Source organism: Planktotalea frisia (assembly GCF_001890925.1).
GTDB classification, from domain to species: domain Bacteria; phylum Pseudomonadota; class Alphaproteobacteria; order Rhodobacterales; family Rhodobacteraceae; genus Planktotalea; species Planktotalea frisia.
The window spans coordinates 15,679-37,150 of sequence record NZ_MLCB01000057.1; the positions used below are offsets into that span (position 1 = coordinate 15,679).

General features: G+C 52.8%; 24 protein-coding genes. 11 read left to right on the forward strand and 13 right to left on the reverse strand.

The window, feature by feature from the left end:
• The 7 genes from PFRI_RS03220 to PFRI_RS03250 form a co-directional block, all read right to left on the reverse strand.
• Positions 1–945 (reverse strand): carbohydrate ABC transporter permease, encoded by a 945-nt coding sequence (locus tag PFRI_RS03220; RefSeq protein WP_072629303.1) that lies wholly within the window; start codon positions 943–945, stop codon positions 1–3.
• A gap of 173 nt (positions 946–1,118) precedes the next feature.
• The gene (locus tag PFRI_RS03225) at positions 1,119–2,414 is read right to left on the reverse strand and encodes an ABC transporter substrate-binding protein (protein WP_072629304.1); all 1,296 of its coding nucleotides are present in this window, start codon (positions 2,412–2,414) and stop codon (positions 1,119–1,121) included.
• Positions 2,415–2,639: 225 nt separating this feature from the next.
• Positions 2,640–3,041, reverse strand: a complete 402-nt coding sequence (locus tag PFRI_RS03230) for a response regulator (protein ID WP_170124841.1) — start codon at positions 3,039–3,041, stop codon at positions 2,640–2,642.
• Positions 3,034–4,941, reverse strand: coding sequence for a sensor histidine kinase (locus PFRI_RS03235; protein WP_072629306.1), 1,908 nt, complete (start codon positions 4,939–4,941; stop codon positions 3,034–3,036). The genes PFRI_RS03230 and PFRI_RS03235 overlap by 8 nt, the downstream gene beginning before the upstream one ends.
• Positions 4,942–5,048: 107 nt before the next feature.
• The gene (locus PFRI_RS03240) at positions 5,049–5,423 is read right to left on the reverse strand and encodes a response regulator (protein WP_072629307.1); all 375 of its coding nucleotides are present in this window, start codon (positions 5,421–5,423) and stop codon (positions 5,049–5,051) included.
• Positions 5,424–5,582: 159 nt separating this feature from the next.
• On the reverse strand, positions 5,583–6,695 hold the full coding sequence (locus PFRI_RS03245; protein WP_072629308.1) for an S-(hydroxymethyl)glutathione dehydrogenase/class III alcohol dehydrogenase: 1,113 nt from the start codon (positions 6,693–6,695) through the stop codon (positions 5,583–5,585).
• Between the two features lie 78 nt (positions 6,696–6,773).
• A complete protein-coding gene (locus PFRI_RS03250) occupies positions 6,774–7,115 on the reverse strand; it encodes a RidA family protein (protein ID WP_072629309.1) in 342 nt (113 codons plus the stop codon).
• 200 nt (positions 7,116–7,315) lie between these two features.
• Between PFRI_RS03250 and hisD the strand changes: the two genes are divergently transcribed.
• The 7 genes from hisD to PFRI_RS03285 all read left to right on the forward strand — a co-directional run bounded on the left by hisD (position 7,316) and on the right by PFRI_RS03285 (position 13,143).
• Entirely contained in the window at positions 7,316–8,623 is a 1,308-nt protein-coding gene (gene hisD / locus PFRI_RS03255) for a histidinol dehydrogenase (RefSeq protein ID WP_072629310.1), read from the forward strand.
• A 3-nt stretch (positions 8,624–8,626) separates the two neighbouring features.
• Positions 8,627–9,388 carry an SDR family NAD(P)-dependent oxidoreductase gene (locus PFRI_RS03260; RefSeq protein ID WP_072629311.1) on the forward strand — a complete coding sequence of 254 codons (762 nt, stop codon included), beginning with the start codon at positions 8,627–8,629 and terminating at the stop codon, positions 9,386–9,388.
• Positions 9,385–10,365: an alcohol dehydrogenase catalytic domain-containing protein gene (locus PFRI_RS03265; protein ID WP_072629312.1), complete on the forward strand. Its 981-nt coding sequence runs from the start codon at positions 9,385–9,387 to the stop codon at positions 10,363–10,365. Before PFRI_RS03260 ends, PFRI_RS03265 begins: the two co-directional genes overlap by 4 nt.
• Before the next feature lie 39 nt (positions 10,366–10,404).
• Positions 10,405–10,911, forward strand: coding sequence for a sulfopyruvate decarboxylase subunit alpha (comD, locus tag PFRI_RS03270; RefSeq protein WP_072629313.1), 507 nt, complete (start codon positions 10,405–10,407; stop codon positions 10,909–10,911).
• Positions 10,908–11,462, forward strand: a complete 555-nt coding sequence (comE, locus tag PFRI_RS03275; protein ID WP_072629314.1) for a sulfopyruvate decarboxylase subunit beta — start codon at positions 10,908–10,910, stop codon at positions 11,460–11,462. Before comD ends, comE begins: the two co-directional genes overlap by 4 nt.
• Positions 11,462–12,556 (forward strand): alpha-hydroxy acid oxidase, encoded by a 1,095-nt coding sequence (locus tag PFRI_RS03280; RefSeq protein ID WP_072629315.1) that lies wholly within the window; start codon positions 11,462–11,464, stop codon positions 12,554–12,556. Before comE ends, PFRI_RS03280 begins: the two co-directional genes overlap by 1 nt.
• A gap of 65 nt (positions 12,557–12,621) precedes the next feature.
• Positions 12,622–13,143: a hypothetical protein gene (locus PFRI_RS03285; RefSeq protein ID WP_072629316.1), complete on the forward strand. Its 522-nt coding sequence runs from the start codon at positions 12,622–12,624 to the stop codon at positions 13,141–13,143.
• A gap of 2 nt (positions 13,144–13,145) precedes the next feature.
• On the opposite strand, the gene PFRI_RS03290 is transcribed toward PFRI_RS03285, so the two are convergent.
• On the reverse strand, positions 13,146–13,757 hold the full coding sequence (locus PFRI_RS03290) for a GyrI-like domain-containing protein (RefSeq protein ID WP_072629317.1): 612 nt from the start codon (positions 13,755–13,757) through the stop codon (positions 13,146–13,148).
• A gap of 189 nt (positions 13,758–13,946) precedes the next feature.
• Here PFRI_RS03290 and PFRI_RS03295 point away from each other — a divergent pair, with 189 nt between their 5' ends.
• The gene (locus PFRI_RS03295; protein ID WP_139292078.1) at positions 13,947–14,840 is read left to right on the forward strand and encodes a hypothetical protein; all 894 of its coding nucleotides are present in this window, start codon (positions 13,947–13,949) and stop codon (positions 14,838–14,840) included.
• 75 nt (positions 14,841–14,915) lie between these two features.
• Here PFRI_RS03295 and PFRI_RS03300 read toward each other — a convergent pair whose 3' ends face one another.
• The 3 genes from PFRI_RS03300 to PFRI_RS21065 all read right to left on the reverse strand — a co-directional run bounded on the left by PFRI_RS03300 (position 14,916) and on the right by PFRI_RS21065 (position 17,452).
• On the reverse strand, positions 14,916–16,031 hold the full coding sequence (locus PFRI_RS03300) for a site-specific DNA-methyltransferase (RefSeq protein ID WP_072629319.1): 1,116 nt from the start codon (positions 16,029–16,031) through the stop codon (positions 14,916–14,918).
• Positions 16,032–16,131: 100 nt separating this feature from the next.
• On the reverse strand, positions 16,132–16,752 hold the full coding sequence (locus PFRI_RS03305; protein WP_072629347.1) for a ribonuclease HII: 621 nt from the start codon (positions 16,750–16,752) through the stop codon (positions 16,132–16,134).
• A gap of 172 nt (positions 16,753–16,924) precedes the next feature.
• On the reverse strand, positions 16,925–17,452 hold the full coding sequence (locus tag PFRI_RS21065; protein ID WP_139292079.1) for a hypothetical protein: 528 nt from the start codon (positions 17,450–17,452) through the stop codon (positions 16,925–16,927).
• Positions 17,453–17,622: 170 nt separating this feature from the next.
• On the opposite strand from PFRI_RS21065, the gene PFRI_RS03320 reads away from it, so the two are divergent.
• The 3 genes from PFRI_RS03320 to PFRI_RS03330 all read left to right on the forward strand — a co-directional run bounded on the left by PFRI_RS03320 (position 17,623) and on the right by PFRI_RS03330 (position 19,131).
• Positions 17,623–17,862: a hypothetical protein gene (locus PFRI_RS03320; RefSeq protein WP_072629322.1), complete on the forward strand. Its 240-nt coding sequence runs from the start codon at positions 17,623–17,625 to the stop codon at positions 17,860–17,862.
• A gap of 14 nt (positions 17,863–17,876) precedes the next feature.
• On the forward strand, positions 17,877–18,581 hold the full coding sequence (locus PFRI_RS03325) for a winged helix-turn-helix domain-containing protein (RefSeq protein ID WP_072629323.1): 705 nt from the start codon (positions 17,877–17,879) through the stop codon (positions 18,579–18,581).
• Between the two features lie 133 nt (positions 18,582–18,714).
• Complete coding sequence (locus tag PFRI_RS03330) at positions 18,715–19,131, forward strand: hypothetical protein (protein WP_072629324.1); 417 nt, start codon at positions 18,715–18,717, stop codon at positions 19,129–19,131.
• Here PFRI_RS03330 and PFRI_RS03335 read toward each other — a convergent pair.
• Complete coding sequence (locus PFRI_RS03335; RefSeq protein WP_072629325.1) at positions 19,119–20,258, reverse strand: acyl-CoA dehydrogenase family protein; 1,140 nt, start codon at positions 20,256–20,258, stop codon at positions 19,119–19,121. The two genes, PFRI_RS03330 and PFRI_RS03335, sit on opposite strands and share 13 nt — an antisense overlap.
• Positions 20,255–21,445, reverse strand: coding sequence for an acetyl-CoA C-acyltransferase (locus PFRI_RS03340; RefSeq protein WP_072629326.1), 1,191 nt, complete (start codon positions 21,443–21,445; stop codon positions 20,255–20,257). Before PFRI_RS03340 ends, PFRI_RS03335 begins: the two co-directional genes overlap by 4 nt.
• Positions 21,446–21,472: the final 27 nt, after the last annotated feature.

Genomic DNA, 21,472 nt, shown 5'->3' on the forward strand with positions numbered 1-21,472 from the left:
TTAATCCATCAAGCTCTTGCCAACCATACGCAGCAAGAAGATTGCGATGATGTTGGCTAGGATGACTGCGAAGATGCCTGTGGCACTCGCGGCACCAATGTTGTTGTTGGTAAATTCACCGATCAGATAGGGCAGGTTTTTGTTACCACTGCCGCGGCTGACGATTTCGATCTCTGCATAAAGCGAGAGGTGAAAGATCGACTGGATCATCACAACAATCGCGATAGGGCGGGCCAGATGGGGCACAGTGAGGTTGATGAATTGTGACCATGGGCTTGCACCGTCGAGAGTTGCCGCTTCCTTCTGGCTTTCGTCCTCGGACTGTAACGATGTCATGAAGATCAGGACCGCGAAGGGTGTCCACTGCCAAGCGACCATCATGATCACAGCATAAGCAGAGGTTTGTGTGGCGCGGAATGATATCGGTTCAAGCACAGGCCAAAGGTTGAAGAACCAGCCTAGGACTGGAAAATCGCGCAACCCGTCAACGACGCTGTTGATACCCGCAACCGCAAGACCGTTCAGGCCAAGCACCGGATCAAGGATCATGTTGATCCAGAGAACCGCGTTCACCGCTGGCATCACAAAGAATGGTGAGATCAAAAGAACACGGACGATACCGCGACCGGGAAATTTGCGGTTCACAAGTACTGCGATACCAAGGCCGAGAACGACGGTGATAATCAGAATACTTGTAACGATGAAGACGGAGTTTTGAATAGCGAACCAAAAGTCTTTGGCATTCAAAACATATTCGTAGTTTCCGAATCCGCGCCAGTTGCTAGGGCTTGGTGTGGTCCACTCTGGGCGGCGCGTGTTGTTCAGCACGTAACGGATAAACGAGAAGTACAGCGTCATGCTGAGGGGTACGAGCATCCAGATCAGCAGCAGTACAACTGCGGGGGTCTGGAGAATTCGCGGGAGCGTTCTGTTGTTAGAAGACATAGCTCGAGTTACCTTACAAGCAGGGGTTTCGGGGCACGGTTTATTTTGGCGGGGCTGTGTCTGGCGACCTGCGGCGTTCTTTAAGCCGCGATCAAAGCCAAACGCGCATAACTAGGCAAGGTCGTAAAAGGCCCGATCCTAAGATCGGGCCAAGTACTTATTGGTTAGCTGGCTTAGTAGTAGCCCGCTTCCTTCATGATTGCGTCTGCCGCTGCTTGGCCAGCTGCAAGTGCTTCTTCTACAGATTTCGCGCCGGACAGAGCCGCTGCGATTTCTTGGGAAACAGCTGTACCTACTTCTGGGAACTCAGGGATCGCTACGAACTGAACACCAACATATGGTTTCAAGTCTGTCGCGCCTGGAGCCGCAGAGTCTATTGCTGCCATTTCAGCCGCTGCAAAACCTGCAACTGCCTGGAACTCAGGGATAGCGTATGTAGATGCACGCTGGCCTGTTGGTACTTTTGCCCAACCGAAGTCTGGGTGGTTGCCAACAGCTTGTACGTACTCTTTGGACGTTGCCCATTCGATGAATGCTTTTGCTTCATCAGCGTTCTCTGTCCCAGAAGGTACAGCCATCGCCCATGCCCAGAGCCAGTTCGCGCCCACTGGGTTACCAGCGTTTGGAGACTGAGCGTATGCTACGCCGTCAACTTCGAGGAAAGAAGCCGCGATTGTCGCATCGATCCACAGGCCACACTTGCCTTCGTTGTACAAAGCAAGGATCTCGTTGAAGGAGTTACCTTCGGAGCCGGGAGGTCCGTAGGAGTTCAGCAAGTTTACATACATTGTGACCGCTGCATTCCACTCGGGCGTGTCCAGCGTTGGCTTCATGTCTTTGTCGAACCATGCAGCGCCAAAGGAGTTTGCAACAGTTGTCACGAACGCCATGCCGTCACCCCAACCTGGCTTACCGCGCAAACATGCACCATATACGCCATTCTCTGGATCGTGCATCGCTGCGGCTGCCGCCGTGATGTTGTCCCAGCTGTCGTTGTCAACGATTGTGACGCCAGCAGCATCTGTCAGGTCCTTGCGGTACATAACCATGGACGATTCACCATAAAATGGTGCCGCGTACAAAGTACCGTCGTGGGACAGACCTTCGCGCATCGCTGGCAGAATGTCGTCAACGTCGTATTCTGCGCTGAAGTTCAGCGGCTCGATCCAGCCTGCTGCACCCCAGATTGGAGCTTCCTGCATGCCGATGTTGATGATGTCGTACTGGCCGCCACCGGTTGCTGTGTCGGACGTTACTTGCTCACGAAGAACGCCTTCTTCCAAGGATACCCAGTTCAGCTTAACGCCGGTCTCTTCTGTGTATGCTTCTGCAACTTTCTGCATGTTGATCATGTGACCGTTGTTCACGATCGCAATTGTGAGTTCTTTTGCATGGCCGTCAGCAAATGCTGTGGACGCCGCAACGATACCCATAGACAGGCCGAGGGCCGTGTTACGTAGAGATTTCATTATCTTCCTCCCAGAAGTCTAAAGAATCGAACCCGTCGTGGGTTCTTGCAGCACTTATCGTAGATAGTGGTTAACGCTATCTACTACTATTTTCACATTCTGATATACGAAATTCACAAAATGTCAAAAAGAAGGCAGATTTGTATTAGCTGACTGAAAGGAAAGGCTTCGAAATTGGGCCTATTTTCTGAAGGCTTCGAAGAAAAGTCCATATTTTTAAGCGCTTTAGGCGTGATTATCAGGCATGGAGGCGTTGTAATTTCGTACGACTTTATGTTGATTTAGTATCGCCCATTCATGCGAGGCATCGTGGAATTGAAACCCATGTTCATGGCAGCGCTGCAGGTCGTGCCAGTTGCTATCCGCTGTCGTTGCAATCACCGGAAGGTTCTTTGGCGGGTCCTCTGACGTACTTCGAATAGCGCCTGTGGCATCAAGTCCCGAGACTTTGGGCATGTGAATATCCATCAAAACCAACTTAATGTCAGTCGCGTTCTGTGCAATCAGATCAAGCGCTTCTGCACCATCATCGGCAGTTAAGCATTCAAACCCCAATTCTTTACACATCTCTACGATAACGAATTGCGACAGGGCGTCATCCTCGACGACAAGTATTTTGTTACTCAATGTCAATTCCTTTTGCGTTAGATCCATGTGTCGGCAAGTACAGTTCAAAGACTGTGCCTTTTCCAAGTTCGCTTGACACCTTCAAGTCCCCTCCCATCAGTTGAGCAAGGTCATAGCTGATCGCAAGGCCAAGCCCCGCACCGCCACGCTCGCGCGTGATCGATCCATCAACTTGGCGGAAACGCTCGAAGATCAGACCAAGATCGTCTTGTGCAATCCCGATCCCAGTATCTGCAATTGCGATAACAAGCATCTCAGGGTCGCTTGGAGTTGCCGCAATCGGATAGGTTTTGATGGAAATCTCACCTTGTTTGGTAAAGCGGATTGCGTTGTCCATGAGGTTGTTCAACAATTGCGAGACACGAATATCATCAGCGTAAAATTTGTCGGGGCTATCGTCTGATATCTCAGCGACGATGCATATGTCTTTCTCAAGTTTACCAATCATGCCCCGCGCAAGGGTTTGCCATTCCTCAACCAAAGGTTTGATGGCGATGTCACGTTCCCAAAGTTCGACTGCTTTTGCCTCTAGACGTGATGAATCAAGGACATCGGTCAGCAGCTTGATCAAATTCTCAGAGGCTTTCTTGCCCGCTTGGACAAGTTTTTCCTGTTTTTCTGGCAATTGGGCACGCTCTAGGAGTACCAAGATTCCGCTGATCGCAGTCAATGGCGTGCGCACTTCGTGGCTGATTGTCGAGAGGAATTGAGATTTCATCTCGCTCACACCTTCGGCCGCTTTGCGCGCTTGGACGAGTTCGGCATTCGTGGTTTGTAACACGCGCGCTTCCTCGTCCAGCGCAGCTGTTGCCATATCGGTAAAGGCCAGCCCGCGTCGGTTCGCTCTGGTGAGAACGATGAACAGAAGCAGCAAAGCCAGATCAATAAGAAGACCTGCGAGAAGAAGTGCGATTGACTCAATGCCCGAGTTCTCGGCGCGAAAATCGAGACCCGCGCGAATGTCGAGAATCCATTCACGGCCATAGAAGTTCATCGTGATTTGCCGCACGCCCAATGAATTGAAGTCATAATCCAGATCTTGATCACTAATCTCATCGTAAATCACTTGGTTGCCGTCTGTGATCCTGATCGCAGTTGAACGCCTGTCTTTATCAAGCGTGCCGCTCATCAGTTTGTGCACAACAAAAGGCGCATAAATCGCACCTGTGAACTGAACGCGTCGTGCCTCTAACGTATCGTGATCATCACTCTGGTAATAAGGGGCGTAGAAGAGAAAACCGGGTTGTTTGCTTTCATCCTGAACCAGAACAATGGGTCCGGTGATTTGCGCGCTGTCTGTATCACGGGCTTGGTTCAGTGCTGTATGGCGATTTTGTTCGTGCACCATATCAAGGCCAACAGCTTCGGCATTGATGTCTACTGGTTCGATAAACGTGATTGGTTGATAAATTTTGCCGTCATGCGGGGGATAAATATAGTAGCCTGGACGATCACGGAGTTGTTCTGTCAGATAGGTATCCAGATCCTCTTTTCTGACTTGATGGATGACCCCAATGCCGTTGATACCTGGATACCGATGTTCAATTTCGAGGTTCGCCGCAAAGGTTTGCCATTTATGAAGATCAATCAGGTTGTCATGGGTGCGCATCGCCGCGACGCCACCCCACAATGCCAATTCGTATTTCTGCAATCTCTCTTGGATCAGTTCCGCGACTTGTTCAGCCGCGTTCGTAAAGCGCGCCTCGGTGCGCAAAGCGGTTTGTGTACGGGAATATTGCCAAATTGAAAATGTGAGAACCAACGACATGAAAACAGCAAGCCAGTGAAACGTTCGCAGTCTGCTGTGTCGACTGAGGGAGCGCCGTTCGCGTTCAACATACTCCGGGTCGATACGTTGTGTGTGTGTCGTAAGAGCCGGTGCTGTCGCATCGATAGTCATTGCCAAGTCCTTCGTGAGAACAGTCAAGGCACGTCAATCAAAGGCAGTGAAAAACTACCGTTTTTTGATATGTCAATCCAAGACATACAACCTTAGGCAGTTTTTAGCTAGTTAAGTTTTGAACTACGTCGGTCTGCGTGTTCGATCAAAGCTTCCAAGTCACCAATTGCGATCGGTTTGCGCAGCATCCAATTGATACCGGGATATTCAGACAGCACTTCACCTTGCGCAAAACGTCCTGAGCCAGTGACAAGGATGATTTCAGCGTCTGGGGCAGCATAACCCGCGAACTGTGCGAGACTAAGGCAGTTAGTATCACCAATCACCAGATCGAGGACCAGCACATCAATGCGATGGGTCCGCAGCGCAGCATACGCGCTTTCGAGTGTATCGCATTCAATGACTTTATGACCTGCACCTGTAATGCATTCCCCATAAAGCGTTCGCGTGGATTCATCATCTTCCAAAAGTAGGGCTTGCATAGTCTGCTGTCCTCTTCGGGTTTACCAATCGGAAATAAAAGTTAACAAAAGGTTAACAAAACTCTGCAACTAAGAAAAAGGCTATAAAAGCGCGCCCAAAAAAACCGCCGAACCCAATGGATCCGGCGGCTATCATCGTCGTGCCGTCAGTGTGTTGCGTTAAAACTCAACGACCGCACGGATGGATTTACCTTCATGCATCAGATCGAAACCGTGGTTGATCTCGTCCAATGTCAGTTTGTGGGTGATCATCGGATCAATCTCGATTTTGCCGTCCATGTACCAATCCACAATTTTTGGAACATCAGTACGACCAGAGGCACCACCAAACGCAGTACCGCGCCATGAACGCCCTGTGACCAATTGGAATGGTCGCGTGGAAATCTCTGCACCGGCAGGGGCCACGCCGATGATGATGCTTTCGCCCCATCCTTTATGCGCTGCCTCAAGGGCCGTGCGCATAACGCTTACGTTGCCGGTCGCATCAAATGTATAATCTGCGCCGCCACCTGTGAGTTCAACGAGGTGCGCAACCAGATCGCCATCAACTTTGGAGGGGTTCACGAAGTCGGTCATGCCGAAATGACGGCTCATTTTTTCTTTGTCATCGTTCAGATCAACACCAACGATCTGATCCGCACCTGCAAGGCGCAAGCCTTGGATCACGTTCAAACCAATGCCGCCGAGACCAAAGACAATCGCTGTCGAGCCAATCTCGACCTTTGCTGTATTGATCACAGCGCCGATGCCAGTGGTGACACCGCAACCGATGTAGCAAATCTTGTCGAACGGCGCGTCTTTACGGACTTTTGCCAAAGCAATTTCAGGAACAACCGTGTGGTTCGCGAAAGTGGAACACCCCATGTAGTGATGGATCGGCGTGCCATCGAGCATAGAAAAACGCGTAGAGCCGTCCGGCAAAAGGCCAGCGCCTTGGGTGCTGCGGATCTTTTGGCAAAGGTTCGTTTTAGGGTTCAGACAGTATTCGCACTCACGGCACTCGGGCGTGTAAAGCGGGATTACGTGGTCGCCAACTTCGAGCGAGGTCACACCCTCGCCGACCTCAATCACCACTCCTGCGCCCTCATGGCCAAGGATTGCTGGGAAGATACCCTCAGGGTCATCGCCAGAACGGGTGAATTCATCTGTGTGACACAGACCAGTTGCTTTGATCTCTACAAGAACCTCACCCGCGCGCGGGCCTTCGAGGTTCACTTCCATAACTTCCAGCGGTTTTCCAGCAGCAATAGCTACAGCAGCGCGAGTTCTCATTCTTATTCCTTCCAAATCGTATTCTTTGACGGTCAGGCTAACCACGCCACTGTCAAAAGCAAGTCTGTTCAAACGGCTCTAATCGTAGGCCGCATCGACAATCATTTCGACCTTTAACTCAGCGCGGGCCAGCTTGGCCTCGCCACAAGCGCGGGCAGGGGAATGACCCTCTGGCACCCATGCGTTCCACACTTCGTTCAAGCCGTTGAAGTCGCTCATGTCGGCGAGCCAAATAGTGACGCGCAACATCTTTTCACGCGATGATCCTGCCTCGACCAATAAAGCATCCACACGACGAAGACATTCAATCGTTTGCTCTTGGATAGTCGCACCTTCGCCAACTTGGCCCGTAATATAGGCAACGCCGTTATGCTTTACGATTTTGGAAGAGCGCACGCCCGTACCAATACGTTCAATCATTTCTATTATCCTCTTCCTCTTGTCCGCCACAGTGCTGTCACAGGTTCATTTGCATTAGCCATGCATGATGAAGCGACCCCACGCAAGTGATGCGCCAAAAGTGATTTCCCAAAGGTCAATGTAAGCGCTTGCATTTCGACATGGCAAAGTTATGTTGCCCTCAAGAATCAAACGCTCATACCCTGATAGGATCTCCGCCCATGACCCGCGAATATTTGAAGAAGGCAACTCTGACCTCAACCTCAGGTGCATCAGAAGTTCATGACACGGTCAAAGGTATTCTCGACGACATCGAAACAGGCGGCGACGCCAAGGCGCTGGAGTATGCTGCAAAGTTCGACCGCTATGAAGGCGCAGTGCTGCTGTCTCAGGAAGAGATCGATGCTGCGATTGCGCAGGTCCCTGAAAAACTGAAAGCTGACATTCGGTTCGCGCATGACAATGTGCGCCGTTTTGCGGAAATTCAAAAATCCACGCTCACAAATGTTGAGATGGAGATTGAGCCGGGCTTCGTCGCAGGACAAAAAGCGATCCCAGTGGACGCAGCAGGCTGCTATGTTCCAGGTGGGCGCTACAGCCACATCGCATCTGCAATTATGACAGTGACGACTGCGAAAGTCGCTGGTTGCCACAGCATTACGGCTTGCTCGCCACCGCGTCCCGGTGTCGGTGTTGCGCCCGCAATCATCTACGCGGCACACATTTGTGGGGCTGATAACATCCTTGCGATGGGTGGTGTTCAGGGCGTTGCGGCAATGACCTTTGGTCTATTCGGTTTACCAAAAGCCAACATCCTCGTCGGACCGGGTAACCAGTTTGTAGCCGAAGCCAAGCGCATCCTCTTTGGCCGTGTCGGCATCGATATGATCGCTGGACCTACTGACAGCTTGATCCTTGCTGATAAAACCGCAGACGCACATATCGTTGCAACTGATCTCGTGTCTCAGGCCGAGCATGGGTATAACTCACCTGTTTGGCTCGTCACCGATGATCGTGACTTGGCAAAGACTGTCATGGATATGGTTCCGGCCCTGATCGACGATCTGCCCGAAACCAACCGCGAGAGCGCATTCGCGGCGTGGCGCGACTATGCGGAAGTTATCATTTGCGAAGATCGGGAAGACATGGCGAAGTGTTCGGACGAGTATGCGCCAGAGCACCTCACTGTGCAGGCGGAAGACCTTGATTGGTGGCTCGATACGCTTACATGCTATGGTTCGCTCTTCTTGGGTGAAGAAACCACTGTCTCTTATGGCGACAAAGCTTCTGGCACGAACCACGTACTGCCAACCTCTGGCGCTGCTGGATACACAGGTGGTTTGTCGGTGCACAAATATATGAAGATCGTCACATGGCAGCGCACAACGCGTGATGCCTCCAAGCGTGTCGCAGAAGCAACCGCGCGTATTTCGCGTCTTGAGGGCATGGAGGGGCACGCACGCGCCGCTGATGTGCGTTTGGCGAAATACTTCCCCGGTGAGAACTTCGATCTAAGTGCTGAAGGCTAAGACATGAGCGATCCGCGTGATCTTTTCGACCTGACGGGGCGCGTCGCCTGCGTTACGGGTGCCAGCTCTGGCATTGGTCGTCGTGTGGCGATCACGCTTGCAGCGGCTGGCGCTTATGTCGTTGGCGTGGCGCGTCGAGAGGACGCTTTGCTAAGTCTCAAGGAAGAGATTGGCGAAGGCGCGGACTACGTCGTCGCGGATGTCGCGGATCGTGCCAATGTTCAAGCTTTGGTTGATGCCATATCAGCCCCCTTTGGTGCACCTGATATCGTTGTGCACGCGGCTGGTGTGAACACGCGCGAAGTCGCGGATGATGTGACGCCACAGGGTTGGGATCAAACGCTTGCTTTAAACCTTTCAGCGCCTTTTTTTATCTCTCAGGCGATGGTCCCTGCAATGAGGGCCAAAGGTTGGGGTCGCATCGTCAACTTCGCGAGCTTGCAAACAACACGCGCGTTTCCGGGTGGTGTTGCATACGGTGCTAGCAAAGGTGGCATTGGCCAATTGACCCGCGCGATGGCGGAAGCTTGGTCCGTTGATGGAATCACAGCCAACGCGATTGGTCCGGGTTTCTTTCCGACAGAGCTCACCGCTGCCGTTTTCGACGATCACGCACGCGCGGCGCGCAATGCCGCGCAAACCTGCGCTGGGCGCAATGGACGTCTTGAGGATATGGACGGGCCTTTGCTCTTCCTTTGCTCGCAAGCGTCAAGCTATGTCACAGGCCAAGTTCTAATGGTCGATGGGGGGTTTACGGCGAAATGAAAGCACTGGTTTATGATGGCGTCGAGACGCTCAATTTCCGCGACATGCCCGACCCTGTCATTGGTACGGGTGAGCATCTCATCAAGGTAGAGGCCGTCGGCATTTGTGGCTCTGATATGCATGCGTTCTTGGGGCATGATGCGCGGCGTCCTGCGCCGCTTATTCTTGGGCATGAAGCAGCTGGTGTGATTGTTGGCGGCGAAATGGATGGTCGTCGTGTAACGGTGAACCCGCTTGTGACCTGCATGACATGTGATGCCTGCAAAGCAGGTCGTGTGAACCTGTGTCCGAACCGCGAAATCATCTCGATGATGCCGCGCGAAGGCGCGTTTGCGCAGTTTATTACAATGCCGGATAGCAATCTGGTGACTGTGCCTGATGATATACCTTTGAGCAAAGCCGCACTTGCGGAGCCGCTGGCTGTTAGCTGGCACGCCGCGCGTCTCGCTCTGGAAGCTTTGCATCCGAGTATGGCAAAACGCGCGCTTGTGATCGGTGGGGGTGCGATTGGCCTTGCCGCTGCGCTGGCTCTGAAAGCGATGGGTGCGAATGATGTGACGATTGCAGAACCCAATGAGACACGCCGCGCTTACCTGAATAAGACTTGTGGGCAAAAGACGCTCGCGCAAGCGGATGGTCAGTTCGAGATCGTCATCGACGCGGTTGGATACGCCGCCACGCGCGCAGCAGCATCTGCCTGTGCCATGCCCGGTGGTGTGATCGCGCATGTGGGTCTTGGCGAAGACGACGGTGGCCTTGATGTGCGCCGTATGACGTTGCAGGAGATCACCTTTATTGGCACATACACTTACACTTCCCAAGATTTCCGCGATACCGCACAAGCGATTTTTGACGGCCGCCTCGGTGCGCTTGATTGGACGGAGACACGTGGTTTAAACGAAGGACAAGGCGCATTCGAAGACTTGCGAGCAGGCAAAGTCGCCGCGCCCAAGATCATCCTTGATCCATGGAATTAACTGAAAAACGAACCGGACTTTAACAAAGGAACCCAGCCCATGAATATCGACAAGAAGATCGTAGACGATCTTGTCGCGAACGACGTTTCCTTCGTCACTACAGTGCCGTGCAAGCAGCTGGCTGGTGTGATCGAAGAAGTCGAAAACCGCGACGAAATCTTCCACATCCCGTCCAACAAAGAAGACGAAGGCATGGGCCTGTGCGCTGGTGCATTCATGGGTGGCAAGCGCCCTGCGATCATTATGCAGAACACGGCGATTGGTGTTACAATTAACACGCTCGCGACGCTGACACAGTTCTACCGCATGCCCTTGCCGATGATCATTTCCTATCGTGGCGAATTGCGCGAACCCGTTGCTTGCCAAGTTGAAATGGCTGTTCACACCAAGGCGCTTTTGGCGCAGTTGAACATTCCCACATACCACTTCCATTGGCAGAAGGATGTTGAAGAATTTGACAACATCCTGAAGTACACATTCATGTGCAATAAACCTGTCGCGATCCTTACGGACGCGAACTTCTGGGGAGGCTACGGCGACCAATGATCCGTTCAGAAATCTTAAAAGAAATCGCCCCGATCCTTAATCCACATTTGGTGGTTTGTAATATCGGTCTGCCCAGCCAAGAGCTGCACATGATCGACGACAACGAGCGTAACTTCTACATGCTCGGCACCATGGGTCTGTCCTCTTCCATCGGTTTTGGCCTTGCGTTGGCGCAAGACAAGCCAGTGATCTCTATCGATGGGGACGGCTCTGTTCTGACCAACCTCGGTACCTTGCCAACAATCGCGAACAACGCGACGGGCAACTACACGCTTTTGATCATCGACAACGGCTCTTACGGCTCGACGGGTGATCAACCGACATATGCAGGCATGAAGACGTCTTTGACGGCTGTTGCCAAAGCATGCGGCTGTGAGAACGTGATCGAAGTGCAGGACAAGGATCTGGGTCCGGTTTTGCAGTCTGCGATCGATAGCGATGAGATGACAATCATCGTGTGCAAGTGCGACAGCGGCAACATCAAACTGCCTGTTATCACGCTTGATCCTGTCGTGATCCGTCACCGCTTTATGGAAGCAGTGAAAGCGTAATGACTTGGGCCGCCGCGCATATACACTCTGCGAGTGATGCGCGGCGGCTCGCTAAAAAGCGCCTGCCTTGGATGATCTTCGACTACATTGATGGATCTGCTGGCGAAGAGACGGGTGCCAAACGCAATCGCGCTGCCCTTGATGCAGCCACCCTGCGTCCCCGTATCTTGCAAAACGTGAGCGAGCGATCGCTCTCAACCACTCTCTTTGGCAAACCTTCTCAGCGCCCCTTTGGCATAGCGCCTATGGGCATGTGTAACCTGTCTGGTGTTGGCGCGGACCTGATGCTCGCACGTCTCGCTGCGAAATACCAAGTCCCCCACGGGGTCTCGACCGTTGCCTCGACCCCGATGGAAAAGATTATCGAAGTGGCCGAAGGTCACGCATGGTTTCAGCTTTACTTTAGTGGCGATGGTGTCGGCACATTCAAATTGGTTGAGCGCGCGAAAGCGGCTGGGTATGAGACGCTTGTTTTGACGGCTGACGTCCCTGAAGTGGGCCGCCGCCCTCGCGAACTACGCCATGGTTTCAAGATGCCGTTCCGCATCGGCCCTAAACAGTTCATCGACTTCGCGCTGCACCCTCATTGGTCCTTATCGGCCCTCTTCGCTGGAAAGCCGCAGATGGCGAATTTCGACATGGATGGGTATGAGTTTGATCGCACTGAATCCCGTGCGCGCGCGGATTGGGATACGCTTAAACGCCTGCGTGATGCGTGGGACGGCAATCTCGTGGTCAAAGGTGTGCTCGATGTGGACGATGCTGTGAGCCTGCGTAACGCGGGCGTTGATGCAGTCCAAGTGTCCAGCCACGGCGCGCGCCAACTTGAAAGCGCGCCTTCTCCGTTCAGCTTGTTGCCTGCGATGCGCGCCGCACTAGGCCCCGACTATCCGATCTTCTTTGATAGCGGCTTGCGCTCTGGCGAGGACGCGCTCAAAGCACTGCATGCGGGTGCGGACTATGTGTTCTTTGGCCGCGCCTTGCAGTTCGCAATTGCAGCTGGCGGTGAGGCTGGCCTAGCCAAGCTTTGGGACGTTTTCAGCGATGAGTTGAGCATTGCAATGGCGCAAACAGGCCTAACAAAATTGCCTTAAACGGAAAGCGTTGCGTCGCAAATAACACTCCCTAATGTCTCTCAAAACAACGAGTGGAGACACCAATGAAAATCGCATTTGCACTCTTATCCGGCCTTGCATTGACGGCCTGTGTGTCGTCTGGCGGCCCGCGCCAAGCCGTAACCGAAGTGACCTTTTCATCGCAAAGCCCGAACGCGCTGTTTGGCTATGACGAAACGTTGGTTCAGGTCGTCGCGCCGCGCGATATGTCTAAAGTGATTTCCATCATTGAGCCACAAAGCGGTGTCCCATGCCAAATGCGGGGCGCGAATTTCACCGCCAGTTTTAGAACGCCGGGCAAGGTTTTGCTGCCTGACTACGGCAATCTGTCCAAGCCCGTAACGGTGACCTGTACCTACCAAGGGATCGCGCGCAGTGTGACTGCAAACGCCTTTGATGCGACGGCTGAACAAGCGGGCCGCGAGATGGCTGGCGAAAATCCTGGTTTGGGTGGCATGGTGTTCGGCGCGCTTGAGCAAAGACGTGTTGCCAAGGATCGAAGAGGCCAAAATGACTGGAAGTATCCAACGATCACAGTGAACTACCAGTCGATGGAAACGCGTTAGAGCTAGACCCGTTTTACCGGCTGGCGCAGTATCGTCCTAAGCTTTTCCGGTGCGGTCCTGCGCGGATCGCCTAAGTAGATTTCGTGGTGCTTGCCGTTCCAATCCAAACCATTGGCAGGCATAAATTCATCATGCAAACGCGCAAGCGTCGGACCTTCTTCGCTGTAAGGTCCGATGTGCAAAATTTGCGCGCTAAGCCCTTCCTCAAACGTTTCAAACCGCAGCGTAGCGGGTTTTGGCCCCAGTTTTTTCGCAGCTTTCTCGACAGCTTGATCAAACATGTTTTCGCGGATCCAATCGGGCTGCATGATCATCATGCTCCAAAGCCATTCTTTTTTACGATCTTGCGTAAACGCACTCATGTCTTCGGCCCACCAAAGCCCTTCGAGCGGGGGGACGACATAGTCCTGTTCAAGCTGCTGTTTAGACAGGAATTTCAGTGGATAACTGACAGCATAAAGCCATGATACAGCCTCTGTGTAGGTTGGTCCCTCCGGCACTCCAGCACCGTCAATCATGATGAATTTCATCTTTGGTATGTCCACCAAAACGAAGTCTTTCGCCTTTGGTGCGTAGAGTGTTTTTAGAGTCTTTTTAAAATCAATTTTCTGCATTTTATTGGCTCTGTCCTCAAGGCGGTGGCAGGAGTTTACCAGAATTTCACGATTTCGATCCATGAAAAGATCAAAGGTTTTAATGAAAGGAAAAGCGTGAGGAGAGTTCAATCAGTCGTGTTCATCTTGTTTTTATGCACGTCAGCAGTCTTTGGATCAGCTGCATTGGCGCTATGCGAAGAAAAGCGCGTGTTTGATCAATTGCGCGCGCAAACCAACGCGTTTTTCACGACGGGTACACCGTTGAACGCGGCTCAAAATAATGGCCTGGCAAGGGGTCTCTCGCAGCTAAACCTGCTCACGATTTTTCCAATCCTAGCAGCCAATAATCAAACAATGCATGCACCGTTTTTGAACAAAGTGCTAAGTGAATTTGCGGTTTTGCAACGTTCAGGTCGGCGTGATGTTCAGGTTTTGAACGTGCGAAATATTGAAAAAACTGCACAGATATTTGAAGAGCTGTGCGCAAACAGTCAGGTGATAAATCAAGCCACAATAGGTGTGAACGAGCGGCTTATCCTAGAGCGGTTTGACTTCAATTTCACTAATCCTTTTCGCGGCTGGACAGGTGCAGACGTGCGCTCGTTTTTCAACCTTTCGCTTGTTTTTTTCGTGCTGCTTGGATTGATCAGTCTGATTGTTTTCTTTTGGAAAGCCTATGTGCTTGACTTCCCTTTTCTAGAGAACAGAAGGCACTGCAAAATTCCAGCAAATCTGATTGTAGAAGGTACAGAAGTTGTCGGCCATGTCACCACTTTAGGCCCGTTTGGAGCGCGTTTTATTCCGATGCAAAACGATGAGTATGCAGGTTCTATAAACGCGCAATCGGAAATGTGCATAGCGCAGTTTGCGTCAGGATCGCAGGTTTTTGCAGTTTCGCTGCAGAGCGTGATGAGTGAGCTCAGCGTAATTGCATTCCACGACAAACTTGATCGCAATACCTTGAACGATCTCTACGAGACCTCGGAAGTTCCAACACGGTTTGCGTCAAATTCAGTGGTGCCGTCTCGTTCAAGCTCGCAGAGCAGCAAAAGACGCATAAAACCGTCAGGTCACAAGATACGAAAAGCCCCCGCCCTGTAGACAAGGCGGGGTTAGTAGGTGCTGCGAAGTCAGGACACAGGCACCGGCGGTGTTCTTTGAAAAATGTGGTCTTATTTAACTGGGCTTTTCAGCCATCTCGGACCGGATTTGCTGACGTAGCAGATCTATCGGAACCATTTTACCATCGCGCTTGTAAGACCAATAGGTCCATCCGTTGCAGCTTGGTGCGCCCTCAAGCGCTGCGCCGACCTGATGGATAGAGCCTTTGACATCGTCGCCTATCAGCGTGCCATCTGCGCGCACTTTTGCCTTATGACGGTTGTTCATAGAGTAGAGATTTTCACCGGGACGCAGCATGCCGCGCTCAACCAACTGGCCAAACGGTACACGTGGTTCTGCACGTTTGGACGTAGACACCCGCAACGCTTCACGATCAAATTTGCGCACAGACTTGATGCGCTGTGTCGCAACTTTGCGATACGCTTCTTCGCGCTCGATCCCGATATATTCGCGACCCAACATTTTGGCGACGGCACCCGTCGTTCCGGTGCCGAAGAAAGGATCAAGAACCACATCGCCGGGATTGGTTGACCCGACAATAATGCGGTGAAGTAAGCTTTCAGGCTTTTGCGTTGGGTGGGCCTTGTCGCCCGCTTCATCCTTGAGACGCTCGTGGCCTGTGCAAATCGGCAGAACCCAGTCGGAGCGCATTTGAATGCCCTCGTTCAAGGATTTCAAAGCTTCATAGTTGAACGTGTACTTTGCACCTTCTGACTTTGAGGCCCAGATCATTGTCTCATGCGCATTCGTGAAACGCTTGCCGCGAAAGTTCGGCATCGGGTTCGACTTGCGCCAAACCACATCATTCAGGATCCAATAGCCTTCGTTCTGCAGTGCAGAGCCGACCCGAAAGATGTTGTGATAAGAACCGATTACCCAAATTGCCCCATTGGGTTTGAGTAATCGGCGTGCCGCTTTAAGCCAGTCTTGGGTAAACCTATCATAGGCGGCGAACGAGGAAAATTGGTCCCAATGATCGTCAACCGCGTCAACGCGGGAGTTATCGGGGCGGTGCAGCTCGCCTTTGAGCTGCAAATTATAGGGGGGATCGGCGAAGATCAGATCGATCGAATTCTCTGGCAGGCTGTTCATCACCTCGACGCAATCACCAGATTGAATCGTATTAATCGGAAGCGCGGCGTGCGCCTGCGCTAGTTTTTGGTCTGTCATATCGTGCCTCATGTCCCGGCGATTTTTCGCTCTGTGGTTGAGACCCAATGTGAGTCAAAGCTGATTCGGGGTCAAATTCTTTTTCTAAACAATAGGTTAGTTATTTTTCTTGATACAAGATGTTGTGTACAGGTTTAAACGAACGTCTATGGTGTGGGGTTACCCCAAGTTTTTCCAATGCAGACTTGTGACTTTTGGACGGGTAACCCGCGTTCGTTTCCCAGCCATATCCAGGGTAGTGTTGCGCCAAATCCCACATGACATAATCTCGACAGATTTTGGCCACAATTGAGGCAGCCGAAATCGACACAGATCGGCTGTCGCCCTTCACAATGGCCTCGGATGATCCGGTTAATCCGCGCGGAATCATGTTTCCATCAATCAGAAGGTGATCAGGGCGTTGTTTCAGCCCTGCCACAGCACGCTCCATCGCTAAATGAGATGCACGCAGAATATTCAGATCGTCGATTTCTTCGACAGAGGCATGGGCGATGCTCACATCCGCACAAAGCAAAAGTGCGTCATGCAACGCTTGTCGCTTCTTTGCGCTCAGCTTTTTGCTGTCGTTCAAGCCCTCGGGAATATGCGCCGGATCAAGAATCACAGCTGCAGCGGTAACTGGCCCCGCAAGCGGACCACGTCCGACTTCGTCAACACCTGCGACCAAAGACAAGCCGCGCGCCTGTGCTGCGCGCTCAAAGGAATAGTCGGGACCTAGCAAGGAATGGTGCGTCACCAGAGATCGCTTTCGAAAGGAGATGAGAGGTCAAAAGATACACCGCTTGCGACCAAGCCAAAAGGGCAAACGAAAAAAGCGCACAGCCATGTCCGGCTGCGCGCTTCCTTTGATGCTTGGCTGTCATGTGGCGCAGCCAAGCTCTGCTCAAGTGATATTAGTGACGACCACGGTGGTGACGTGGGCCGTGTGGGTGCTTGTGACCGTGACCATTGCCGTGACGGTGCCACTCATACCCACGCTGGTTGTTACGCGCGCGCTGCTGGCGATGAGCGTTTTGACCATTGCGAGCGCCGTGACCGCGGCGATCATTGTCGTACCAATTGTTTCGTTGCGAACGATGCGCGTTTTGACGTTTTGAGCCATGTCCACGATTGCTTTTGTGGCCGTTTCCGTGCCCGCGCTTTTGCGCTTTTTGTTGGTTATGGGTCACTTGTGGACGTGCATAGTCTTTTTCATTGCGATGATTTTTGGTGGAGTGTTTCTTGTTGTTCTCGATCGCTTTGCCGACAATCACCAAGGCTGCGATGCCTGCAATTGTTGCAGCAACTGGATCGACATGGTTATGGCTGCGCGGTTGCGGCGCTGGCACGTAACGGTATTCACCCGCTTGTGCCATGCTCGAAGTGATGCCTGTGAAAGCGAGAGCGGTTGCAACAACTGTAGAAATAAAAGCACGGTGCATGTGTTTGATCCTGACTTGTTTGATGCCTTCCAGTGATTGGCGGGCTTGATGGGATCAAACTGGGGGCACCCCCCTCTGGCAGGCAATATCATCGCAGTGTTATCCGATAACATGCCTATAAACGCTCAATGTTATTGAAAAACATTGCTATTCGGCGCATCTAGAGTGTCATGAAACATTGCATCACTCCCCTCGCTCTGGCTGCTGCGCTTTCGCTTTTAGCAAGCGCTGCTTTGGCCGACTGTACTGCCGTTTATAAAGCCAAGCAGGACAACCCTTTGCGCCTTGAACATAGTTCTTTGACTGTCGCTGGCCCTTGCACGGTTGCAGCGGCTGAGGACAAAGTAAAAGCGCAACTGGCTGCAAGGGGCTGGACATTGCTCAAGGTTTTGTCAGTCTCCGAAAACTAATTAGGAGATCGGCTTTGCAAGACGAAACAGCGACAGCAGCCGACTCGCGGCGCACAGGGAACCGGATCGTCGTCATTGGGTTGGCGGCGATTGTCGGTATTTTGTTTTTCGCAGCGATCATTTTGTTTGCGAACTTGCCAGATGCGAATGCATTCAATCTGCGGGTTGAGCAGATCTTCATAGAGAACGACGACTTAAGCAGTCAGGCCGAGATCAAGCTTCTGGAGATTCTGGCACAATCGGGCACGTCGTTTTCGGAAACGCTTGCATCCTACCGTTTCGTGATTTTCGTTCTGTTGCTCTTTGCAACGTCATTGCTCATCGCAGCTGTCGTGTTTCTGGTGATGTTTATAGTATTGAACCGCCGCATGGCGCAGATTGAACGCTCGGGCATCCAAGTATCATCGCTTTTGATCTCTCGGGAGGAGAAGACGGTGTATCTCAATAATATGGGTTTCAAGCTGACAGATGCCGCGATGGAGACTTTGTCGGTCTTGGCCGAGGCGCGCATGGATGATGACGTGATGACTGGTGTCGAGATCGAGGCGGTCATTTCTGGTCGCAGTACCGTGGATTGTGAAGAAGCGGCAGGAGCCACGCGGATCAAGCGTTTGCGCGACGGGCTTGGCAATCAGATGGTGAGCGAGTTGTTGGTAAAGAATATCGCGCGCAAGGGATATATGCTGGCGATTGATAAAGACGTTATCAAAGTGCTTTAGGGTTTTTCGGATCGCTAAAGCGATCCGACCGGCTGGGGATTTCACCCCCAGACCCCCGAGGATATTTTTGAAGAGAGGAAGAAGTTTTTGCGAATGACTCGCAATTACTTTGGATCATGCTTATCTAGTAGGAATGGATAGACGTACATTTAACACCACACTCATTGGCGGCGCAGTTGCAGCAGCGCTTCCACTACCTGCAGCCGCTAAAGCTGCAAGTGCCGCGAAAACTGGACCGCTTTATGCTTGGGCGGTCGCAATTGCGCGGGCTCAGAACAGGGCATCACCCGCATTGCTTGCGCAACAGCTGGGTATTTCAAAGGCAGCGGCAGCAGAACTTTATGCAAGTATGGTAGCGAATGGTGTTGTCCGCGCCCCTTTGTTTGGCGGCATAGCGAAAGCAGCCCAACCTTTGATCAAAGGCGGGCATATTGTTGCGGCCGACACCCATGTGACGCGCACCGCAAGCACCAGGCTCAAGGATATGAAACGCGCCTTTGACAAGCTTGCAGATGAAGAGCCGAGCAAGCCTGAAGATCAGGCGACCTGATCTAGATTGCGTGCGATGACGAGGCGTTGGATGTCGCTGGTTCCCTCATAGATTTGGCAGATGCGCACATCGCGGTAGATGCGCTCCACAGGGTAGTCGGACAAGTAACCGTATCCCCCATGAATTTGGATCGCATCCGAGCAGACACGTTCTGCCATTTCAGATGTGAAGAGTTTCGCCATAGACGCTTCGTTCAAGCAGGGGATACCCGCCTCTTTTAGCGCGGCTGCGTTCAGGACCAGTTGGCGACCTGCTTCGACTTGGGTTGCCATGTCCGCCAGTTTAAAGCCAACGGCTTGGTGGTTCGCAATCGCAGTGCCGAAAGATGTGCGCTCTGTCGCATAGTCACGCGCAACTTTAAGAGCAGAGCGCGCCATGCCAACGGCTTGGGCGGCAATACCGATACGCCCGCCTTCCAGATTGGCGAGGGCGATTTTGTAGCCTTGGCCCTCTTCGCCCAAAAGGTTTTCTGCAGGAACACGCATATTGCTAAAGGCCAACTGACAAGTGTCAGTGCAATTCAGCCCCAGCTTATCTTCGACGCGTACAACCTCATACCCGGGCGTGTCGGTCTCGACGATAAAGGCGCTGATGCCGCGCTTGCCTGCCTCTTTGTTGGTGACCGCGAAAACGATGATAACTTTGCCGTTCTTACCCGAAGTGATGAATTGTTTGGCCCCGTTCAGCACATAGTGATCCCCGTCGCGGACCGCAGTCGTGCGAAGGTTGGACGCGTCAGAGCCAGCTTGGGGTTCCGTCAGCGCGAAACCACCGACCCATTCGCCGCTCGCCAATTTGGGGAGATACTTTTGCTTTTGCGCCTCTGTTCCGTAGTTCAGGATTGGCACGCAGCCAACCGAGCTATGGACCGATAGGATTGTGGACACAGGCCCATCACCAGCTGCGATTTCCTCGAGCGCCAAAGCGTAGGCCACCGCGCCTGTTTCAGAGCCGCCGTATTCTTCGGGAACCAGCATCCCCATGAGGCCCAACTCACCCATTTGATCAATCTCTGCGCGAGGAAATTCGCAAGAGCGGTCACGCGCTTGTGCGCTGGGCCAAAGCACATCTTGTGCAAACTGGCGGGTCATGTCGCGGATCGCGTCCTGCGTTTCGTTCAAAATCATTGCATCATCTCCAAGGCGACTGCTGTTGCTTCGCCACCGCCAATGCAGACGGAGGCGATACCGCGTTTCATGTCTTTTGCTTGCAATGCACCGATCAGCGTCACCATGATCCGCGCGGCCGAAGCACCGATGGGATGACCAAGGGCGCAAGCACCGCCGTGCACGTTAACTTTGTCGTGGGGCAAGTCGAGCGCGTGCATCGCGGCCATCGGAACCACTGCGAAAGCTTCGTTGATTTCGAACAGATCCACGTCTTGCAAGGCCCAACCGGTTTTCTCAGAGAGTTTCGTGAGCGAGCCGATGGGCGCTGTTGGGAACAGGCCTGGTTTGTCCGCATAACTCGCGTGGCCCACCATGCGGGCGAGGGGAGTAAGGCCGCGCTTTTCAGCCTCGGAGGCGCGCATCATGACCATCGCAGCGGCACCATCAGAGATCGAGGAAGAGTTGGCAGCCGTCACAGTGCCATCCTTGCGAAAGGCCGGGCGCAGATTGCGGATTTTGTCACGCTTGGCTTTGGCGGGTTGTTCATCGGTTCTTATCAGCACCTCTTCATTGCGGGATTTTACCGTGACGGGTGTGACCTCTACATCGAAATACCCACCCTCGATCGCCGCAATTGCGCGATCAAGCGAGGCAAACGCATAATCATCCTGCGCCTCGCGGGTGAATTGATAACTCTCTGCGCAATCCTCTGCGAAGGTGCCCATCAAGCGTCCCTTGTCATAAGCATCCTCTAGCCCATCAAAGAACATATGATCTTTTAACTCCGCATGCCCCATACGCAGTCCTGCGCGCGCTTTTGGTAAAAGGTAGGGCGCGTTTGACATGCTCTCCATTCCGCCTGCAAGGACCACATCGGCAGAGCCTGCGATCAGCATGTCATGCGCGTACATTGCGGCTTTCATGCCGGAACCACACATCTTGTTGAGCGTTGTGCAGGTCGTGCTTAAAGGCAGGCCAGCGCCCAATGCGGCCTGACGTGCCGGCGCTTGGCCTTGACCCGCGCTCAGGACATTGCCGAAGGCGACTTCCTCAACATCTTCGGGCGCGATCCCAGCGCGTGCGACTGCTGCTTTGATCGCCGCAGAGCCGAGTCTCGCCGCGGTGACAGAGGCGAAATCGCCTTCAAACCCACCCATTGGCGTGCGTGCTGTTGAGACGATGACGATTGGATCAATGGCGCTCATGGGGCTTTTCCTTTGCGGTGTTTAGAA